We start from the raw sequence: 7,690 nt of genomic DNA on the forward strand, positions 1-7,690 counted from the left end.
ACTGCCCATCCAGAAACGGGTGACCAGGAATGACCAGTACTGTCGCTGAATTCGAGACCATCGCCGAACGGAACGAGCTGACGTCGGTCGCGGTGATCGGGATGGGCTACGTCGGCCTGCCGACCGCGCTCGGCCTGCACGCCGGCGGCGTGGGCGTGATCGGCATCGACCTGTCGCAGAACCGCCTCGACTCGATCCGCTCGGGCGAGGTCGACCTCATCGAAGCCGACCACCGCCGGCTTGAGAAAGCCGTGCACCAAGAGGACTTCCAGCTCACCGCGGACTCGGCGCGGATGGCCGAAGCGGACGCGGTGCTGGTGTGCGTCCCGACCGGGCTCGACGAATACCTCATGCCCGACCTCGGCCCGCTGGAGGCGGCGTGCGCGGCGCTGGTCGCGAACGCCCGCCGCGGCCAGACGTTCATCCTCACCTCGACCAGCTACGTCGGCACCTCGAACCGGCTGCTGGTGAAACCGCTGGTGGCCAAGGGATTCACCATCGGACGCGACCTGTTCGTGGCGTCCAGCCCAGAGCGGATCGACCCGGGCAACGTCACGCACACCCAGGCGGAGACGCCGCGGGTGCTCGGCGGCGTGACCCCGGTGTGCACGGCGATGGCGCAGCGCGTGATCAACGTGCTCACCCCGGCCGTGCACTGCGTCAGCTCGCCGGAAGCAGCCGAGATGACCAAACTGTATGAGAACACCTTTCGCGCCGTGAACATCGCACTGGCCAACGAGTTCGCCGAAATCAGCGACGGCTTCGCGATCGACCCCATCGAAGTCATCGACGCGGCAGCCAGCAAGCCATACGGCTTCATGGCGTTCCATCCCGGCCCCGGCGTCGGCGGCCACTGCATCCCCTGCGACCCGCACTACCTGCTCTGGCAGCTGCGCGCGACGCAGAGCAACGCGCCATTGGTGACCCAGGCGATGCACGCCATCGCGGAGCGCCCGAAGCAGGTTGTCGACCGCGTACTGAACACACTGTCCCGCGAAGGCAAGGGCATGGCGGGTACGCGCGTGCTGGTGGTCGGCGTGACTTACAAGCCCGGTGTCCAGGACGTGCGTTCGTCGTCCGCGCTCGACATCATCGACTTGCTCGCCGCGAAGGGCGCGAAGGTCGGCTACTACGACCCGCTGGTCCCGAACGTCCGAGTGACCGGCGGTTCCCTCGACACCGCCTCTGAGCCGGAGGGCCAGGACTGGGACGTCGCGCTCATCCACACCGTCCAACCCGGCCACGACTACGACTGGCTCGCCGACTGCCCGACCGTCATCGACGCCACCTACCGCCTCGACCGCGCACTCTTCGCGAACTGAGAAAGGGACACTAACGTGCGTTACCTCATCACCGGAGGCGCCGGGTTCATCGGCTCCCACCTCACCGAGCACCTCCTGGCCCGCGGCGACGAGGTCGTCGCACTCGACAACCTCAGCACCGGCACCCTCGACAACCTCGCCAGCGTCGCCGGGCACCCGGGTTTCCGCTTCGTGCGCGGCTCCATCACCGACCCGAACGCAGTCGAATCGTGCATGGCGGGCATCGACGCGATCTTCCACCTCGCCGCCGCGGTCGGCGTGTTCACCATCCTCGACAAGACCATGGACAGCCTCCGCACCAACCTGCACGGCACCGAAAACATGCTCGACGCGGCGCTGCGGCACGACGTGCCGATCCTCGTCGCGTCCACCAGCGAAATCTACGGCAAGAACACCGCGGACGGCCTGCGCGAAGACGACGACCGGATCATCGGCTCGCCGTTGAAGAACCGCTGGTCCTACGCCGAGGCGAAGGCGCTGGACGAGACGTTCGCCCACCTGTACGCGGTAGAGCACGGCCTGCGCACGGTGATCGTGCGGCCGTTCAACACCGTCGGCCCCCGCCAAACCGGACGCTACGGCATGGTCATCCCCCGGTTCGTCACCCAAGCCCTGGCAGGCGAACCCATCACCGTCTTCGGCGACGGGCAACAGACGCGCTGCTTCTGCCACGTGCACGACGTCGTACCCGCACTGGCGGAGCTGCTCGCCGACGACACCGCCTACGGCAAGGTCTTCAACCTCGGCAGCAACGAACAGACCACCATCTCCCAGCTCGCCGAGCGCGTGATCGGCGCGACCGGTTCAAGCAGCACCATCGCGAAGGTGCCCTACGAAGAGGCATACGGCGACGGGTACGAGGACATGCAGCGCCGCATCCCCGACTGCACCCGCGCGTACAACCAGATCGGCTTCGTGCCGACGCGCTCGCTGGACGACATCATCGCCGCGGTCGTCGCCGACCGCCGATCCTGACCTGTTCCCGGTTCCGGTGAAGGGCCTCTCGCGGATCTCGCGCGAGAGGCCCTTCACGCGTTCCGGAGCTTGACGTAAACGGCGGCAAGGTGGCTGGCGGCGGTGTTCGCGGACACTCCCAGTACCTCCGCGATCACCGCGACCGGCGTGCCCTGCGCGGCGAGTTCCGCGACCCGCAGCTCTACGTCGGTCAGCACTCTCGCCCCGCATTCGGTCAGGCTTTCCGTCAGCTTCTCCGTCACTGCCCGGCACCGGCCAGTTCGCCCGCCAGCGCGCTCCGTCCGGCCACGCCGAGTTTCCGGTACACTCTGGTCAGATGTTGTTCCACAGTGGACACTGTGATGTACAGCGTCTCCGCGATCTGGCGGTTGGTCCGCCCGTGTGCCGCGAGTTCCGCGACCCGCAGTTCGGCGTCGCTCAGCGCGATCGCGGCCGGCCCGTCCGGATCCGCGCGCGGCGGCTCCGGTCTCGATGCCACCGGACGAGGCGTGAGCGGACGCAACGGCTGTCGTGGTACCTGAACCGGCTTCACCAGGCCTGCCGAGCGTTCCGCGCGCTGGCCGAGCTGGTTGATCGCGCGGACGGTGCGAGCCAGTTCGAGCCGGTCGCCGGATTCCTTGAACGCCTCCGCCGCCCGGTTCAGCAAACCGGACCGCGCGCCGGTGTCTCCCGCGAACGCCAGCACCCGCAGCGCCACCGCCTGAGAGAACGAGTCCGTCGTGTCCGCCAGCTGCTGTTTCGCCAGCTCGACCGCCAAGGTCGGGTTGCGCAGCCGGAGGTTCGCCTCGGCGAGGTCGGTCCGCCACGGCGCCACGGCGGGCAGGTCGAGGTCGCTGTCCCGGAGAATCCGCTGGCATTGCTGAAAATCGCTCACCGCGGAGAGCCCTCGGTTCGTGGCGAGATGGAACTGTCCGCGCGCGCGGAGGAACCGCACCCCGCCGAGCGTCGTGAACACCGATTCCGGCAGTGCGTGGCGCAATACCCCAGCCGCGGCCTTGAACGCTCCTGCCGCGGTGTACGCGGTCAGCATCGTGGCGAGCGGATACGTGATCGCGACGCCCCAGTTCGGTTCGTCAAGCAGCGCGAGCGCTCGGCTCGCCGCCTCCGCCGCGGTGGCCGGCTCGCCGCGACGCAGCAGGAGACTCGCGCCGATAGCGTCGAGCATCGCCTTCCACGTCACCGCACCGCGATACTCCGCTTCCTCGGCCAGCGACGTGCACCAGCCTTCCGCGCGGTCCGCCTTGCCGTCGTAAGCCAGTGCGAGAATCGCGGTGGCCAGCGCTTCCAGCGACGTGTCGGACAGCCGGCAGTTCTGGAGAATCCGTTCCGCACACACCGAAGTCTCTTCGCTGCCACCGACCTGCCAGACGGACGCGAGCGTGGTCGCCGTGCGCATCCAGGGATCCGATGCGTCGACCGACAACGCCGGTACCGTGCCGTAATGCCAATGCGCGGCAAGCGTCAGCTCGGCAGCCGTCCGCGGGTGCAGCGGCTCGAGGTCGTCGCCCAGCCTGACCAGCGCGGACTCGAAGGTTTCCCGGTCGCCGAACCACAACGACTGGCGCACCACCGCGATCCGGTCGGACTGGTCGAGCGATTCGGCTTCGCGCAACGCCGCGAGATGCGGAGCGGCCGCCGCCGGATTGACCCGCCACGTGATCTTGGCCAGCAGCTGCGAAATCATCTGCTGCTCCCACGACGCGGCAGTCGTCGACGCCGCCAGCTGCAGGCAACGGGTAGCGAAGTCGACGTCGTCGCCGAGCATCACCTGCTCCGCCGCCGCGACCAGCACCGGCAACGCCCACTCCGCCTGAGCTTCGCCCGCCGCCACGAGATGCCGGGCGACCTCCGGTGCCGGCAACCCTCGTGCGTGCTTCACCTCAGCAGCCCGGATGTGCAACTGCACTTTCTCGGACCCGCGCAACCCGCCGACGACCGCCGCCGCGGCCGGCTGCTGGCGGAACCGCACGCCGTCGACCAGCCCAGTCTCCACAAGCAACCCCGCGGACGCCTCCGCCTCGACCGGGTCCACGCCCGCGACTGCCGCGACCGCGTCCGTCGTCACGTCGGTGTCCAGCACCGCGATCGCCGTCGCCACTTCCCGCAACGGCGAACCGTAGCGATGCAGAAGCCGTTGCACCGCGTCGGAATATACCGGTCCGTCGTCAACCGAGCTGCGACGTGCGTCGACCAAAGCGCTGACCAGCAACGGATTTCCCGCGCTCAGCCCGTGGATCCGCTCGGCTTCGCCGTGGTCCGGGACCAGCTGCGCGATCGCCTCCACCGTGAACGGCGTGAGATGCACGTACCGGTGCGGCTGCGCGGCGAAGTTCATGCCCTCGCCGGAATACCACCCGTCCGGCTGCGTCAGCACCAGCAGCATCCCCGCCGACCGCGCCCGCCGCTGCAACCGCAGCAACAACCGCGCCGACGTCTCGTCAACGTGCTGCACATCGTCGACCGCGATCAGCAGCGACCGCTCCCGCGCCAACCGGTGCAACGCGCTGCACAAGGCGGCGATCCGGTCCTCGCCGTCCGCCGCGGCCAGCATTTCGCGCGGCAACGCCGGGCTCGCCAGCAACTGGTCCAGCACACCTCCGTCGACGTCGCACTCGTCGGCCGCTCCCGCCGCGGTGAGCGTCAGAACGCCCAGCTCGCGGGCTCGCGCCACCACTTGGTTCTGTACCTGCGTTTTCCCGCTGGCCGGTCCTCCGCCGACCAATACCGTGTCTCCTGCCCCCGCATCGCATTCGATCAGCAGGCCCTCCAGGAGGGACACTGCTTCGTTCGGCTCGGTGCGGCGGTTCTGCCCCCAGTTCACGCCCATCGCAAGCTCCTCGACCCAACGGTCATCTTCCTGCGTGTGCCACAGTCGCAGCCGCCCCCTAAGCCCAGCCAACCGCGATCTAAAGTCACTCAATCTGGTGATCACGATTACCAAGCGTCGCGGCTGCCCCGGCTTTCACCGGCGGCCGCCTGAGGGCGAGAGGCAGATTTCCTCCACGGGGACGGGTTTTGGCTCCGGAAAGTGATCTTGGCTGCCTCGCTTCGACAGTACGGGTTGACCACTTCGAGCTATAGCGTAATCGAACGCCCGTTCGATTCAATGAAGGCGTGAGCACGACTACGACGCTCCCCGCCTGGCAATTGCCAGACCGGGACCTGACCACCAGACTCCTGACCACTCAACGACAGCAGAACGTCGCTTACGCCGCACAACTGGAGACCATCCGGGAACTGGAATCGCGCGGCGCCTTGCCGGAGGGCTACACCTCGACCTCGGCCTACCTGGCGACGATCCTGCACGTGACCCTGCGCGAGGCCCGCTCCCGGCTCGCCCAGGCCACCGGCACGCTGCCGCTGACCTGGAAAGCCCTGTCCGCGGGCGAAATCACCGCCCAGCACGCAGCGGTGATCGCCGAATTCCTCGCTGCCGCCCCGCGGTGGCTGACTCCCGAGGACTACACCGTCGCCGAAGACACCCTGGTGACCCTCGCGGCGCAGGCCAACCCCAGCATCGTCCGCCGCGCCGCGACCCGGCTGAAGATCTACTGGGACAGCGATCCCGCCGACGCACCCGGCTCGCCCGACCTGGACCACGGCTTGGACCCCGACTCGGTTCCCGGCTCGGACTCGGGCTCGCGTCCCGAGGAAGCCGCCCGCCCCCGGCGGGAGTTCCGCTGGCAGTGGACCCAGGGCGGCCGTTTCCGCTTCAGCGGCAACGTAGACCACGAAACCGGCACCCTGATCGAACAACTGCTGGTCCCCCTGGCCGCACCGGACCCCGCGATCACGCCCGGCACCCCCGACCCCCGCACCCCGGCCGAACGCCACGGCGACGCCATCGCCGCGATCGTCGACCTGGCCGCCCGCACCCCGGACCTGCCCGCCAAAGCCGGCGAACGAGCAGTCGCGACGGTGACGGTCGACTTGGAGACCCTGCGAGGCACGGCGAAAACCCTCGTCACAGAAGACGAATCCGTGCTGACCGCGGCTGATCTGCGCCGAATCCTGTGCGACGCCAAGGTCTACCCCGCGGTCCTGGGCACCGAGGGCCAGGTCCTTGACCTGGGCCGCTCCACCCGCACCGCCACGAACGCCCAGCGCCGGGCCCTGGCGATCCGCGACCGCGGCTGCACCTTCCCCGGCTGCGACCGCAGTCCAAAGTGGACCACCCCGCACCACATCATCCACTGGGCCCATGGCGGTCCCACCGACCTGGACAACCTCGCCTCCTGCTGCGAACGCCACCACCGCCTGCTGCACCACAGCGGCTGGAAGATCGTCATCCGCGAAGGTGCCGTGCACTGGATCCCGCCTTCCATCCTCGATCCGGAGCGGAAACCGCTGCGCAACACCGCCCACAACCCACCGCCCACCCCCTTGCGAACCGCGACCATGAGCACCCCTCCCCCGCCGCGCCAAGGCAGCTAGGGGTCGTCCAGCGCCGCGCACTCCTGCTTTCGCGACCGCGGTGGTGGTTTTGCGAGCACACTCACCACAACCCTGAGCCGCTGACAACCAGGGATCCACCGGGGATAAGGGTGGGTAAACCCCAGGGAAGCTTCAGGAGCACACCCCATGGCTCCGGCGGCCCCATTCCGAGAAACTAGGTACATCAACGAAACACCCCCTCAACCAGGAGGCCATCATGATGACGATCACCACCGCCCCCGGCGTCACCCAGCGGATGCTCTCGAACGGCCACCTGGAGCTGACCTGCCGCACGTCCAACCGGCACATCGAGTGCGAACCAGTGGCCGCCGCGATGTGGATCGCCCTGAAGCAGCACAACGGCGACGTCGACCGGGCCGCAAGCACCCTGTCCGCCCTGTGGCACACGAACGAAGACGACACCCGCTACGACCTGATCGCCCTGGCCGGTTCCCTGTGCTCCTTGGGCATGGCCACCGAGTCGTGACCGGCACCGCCTGAGCCCGCCTGCACAACGCACCACGCGACGCACTCGGCCGAAGCGCCCCAGCACGCCCCCGGACACAACAACCTGCCTGCCCAGCCCCAGGCGTCAGGACTGGTCGAGAGTCCGCTCGATCGCGCGGCGCGCCCCGCCCGCCACCGCCGCAGTCAGGTCCGCGCGCAGCCGCCGCAATCCGGACGGCTCCGGCAGCGCCGGCCCGACCACCCGATGCCAGAAGTCCACGCCTTGTCCAGTGTGGAGATCCGCAAGGTCTCCTTGGTGCCGAAGTGCTTGTGCACCCCGGACTTGCTCATCTCCAGCTCGTCGGCGAGCCGTCCGATCGTGACGCCGTCCAGCCCCTCTTCGGAGGTGACCTCGCCCCGGCTGGCCGCCGAGGTCGTGGACGCCCGGTCGACCCGCGAAACCGGACCATTCCGGGTCACCGCGGTCCCCGCGGTCGACAGATTGGGCGACC

The 7,690-nt window shown here is 68.8% G+C and carries 7 protein-coding genes; 4 read left to right on the plus strand and 3 right to left on the minus strand.

Going from position 1 to position 7,690, the window contains the following annotated elements; all coding sequences use genetic code 11:
- Nucleotides 1-29 precede the first annotated feature (29 nt).
- Both BM362_RS10290 and BM362_RS10295 read left to right on the plus strand, forming a co-directional pair.
- Nucleotides 30-1,322, plus strand: a complete 1,293-nt coding sequence (locus tag BM362_RS10290) for a nucleotide sugar dehydrogenase (RefSeq protein ID WP_093572941.1) — start codon at nt 30-32, stop codon at nt 1,320-1,322.
- Between the two features lie 15 nt (nt 1,323-1,337).
- Nucleotides 1,338-2,297, plus strand: a complete 960-nt coding sequence (locus tag BM362_RS10295; protein ID WP_093572942.1) for an NAD-dependent epimerase/dehydratase family protein — start codon at nt 1,338-1,340, stop codon at nt 2,295-2,297.
- Between the two features lie 53 nt (nt 2,298-2,350).
- On the opposite strand, the gene BM362_RS10300 is transcribed toward BM362_RS10295, so the two are convergent.
- Both BM362_RS10300 and BM362_RS10305 read right to left on the minus strand, forming a co-directional pair.
- Complete coding sequence (locus tag BM362_RS10300; RefSeq protein WP_093572943.1) at nt 2,351-2,539, minus strand: LuxR C-terminal-related transcriptional regulator; 189 nt, start codon at nt 2,537-2,539, stop codon at nt 2,351-2,353.
- Entirely contained in the window at nt 2,536-5,124 is a 2,589-nt protein-coding gene (locus BM362_RS10305; RefSeq protein ID WP_093572944.1) for a helix-turn-helix transcriptional regulator, read from the minus strand. Before BM362_RS10305 ends, BM362_RS10300 begins: the two co-directional genes overlap by 4 nt.
- Nucleotides 5,125-5,411: 287 nt before the next feature.
- Here BM362_RS10305 and BM362_RS10310 point away from each other — a divergent pair, with 287 nt between their 5' ends.
- Both BM362_RS10310 and BM362_RS10315 read left to right on the plus strand, forming a co-directional pair.
- A complete protein-coding gene (locus BM362_RS10310; protein WP_093572945.1) occupies nt 5,412-6,731 on the plus strand; it encodes an HNH endonuclease signature motif containing protein in 1,320 nt (439 codons plus the stop codon).
- Between the two features lie 217 nt (nt 6,732-6,948).
- A complete protein-coding gene (locus BM362_RS10315) occupies nt 6,949-7,218 on the plus strand; it encodes a hypothetical protein (RefSeq protein WP_093572946.1) in 270 nt (89 codons plus the stop codon).
- A 164-nt stretch (nt 7,219-7,382) separates the two neighbouring features.
- Here the strand turns inward: BM362_RS10315 and BM362_RS10320 are convergent, their stop codons facing one another.
- Entirely contained in the window at nt 7,383-7,658 is a 276-nt protein-coding gene (locus tag BM362_RS10320; protein WP_244287108.1) for a TetR/AcrR family transcriptional regulator, read from the minus strand.
- Nucleotides 7,659-7,690 lie beyond the last annotated feature (32 nt).

Source organism: Amycolatopsis rubida (assembly GCF_900115345.1).
Taxonomy (GTDB): Bacteria; Actinomycetota; Actinomycetes; order Mycobacteriales; family Pseudonocardiaceae; genus Amycolatopsis; species Amycolatopsis rubida.

Excerpts from the sequence above, each read along its gene's own strand:
- BM362_RS10290 (WP_093572941.1), top strand. The coding sequence starts at position 30 with ATGACCAGTACTGTCGCTGAATTCGAGACCATCGCCGAACGGAACGAG.
- BM362_RS10315 (WP_093572946.1), top strand. The coding sequence starts at position 6,949 with ATGATGACGATCACCACCGCCCCCGGCGTCACCCAGCGGATGCTCTCG.
- BM362_RS10305 (WP_093572944.1), bottom strand. The coding sequence starts at position 5,124 with ATGGGCGTGAACTGGGGGCAGAACCGCCGCACCGAGCCGAACGAAGCA.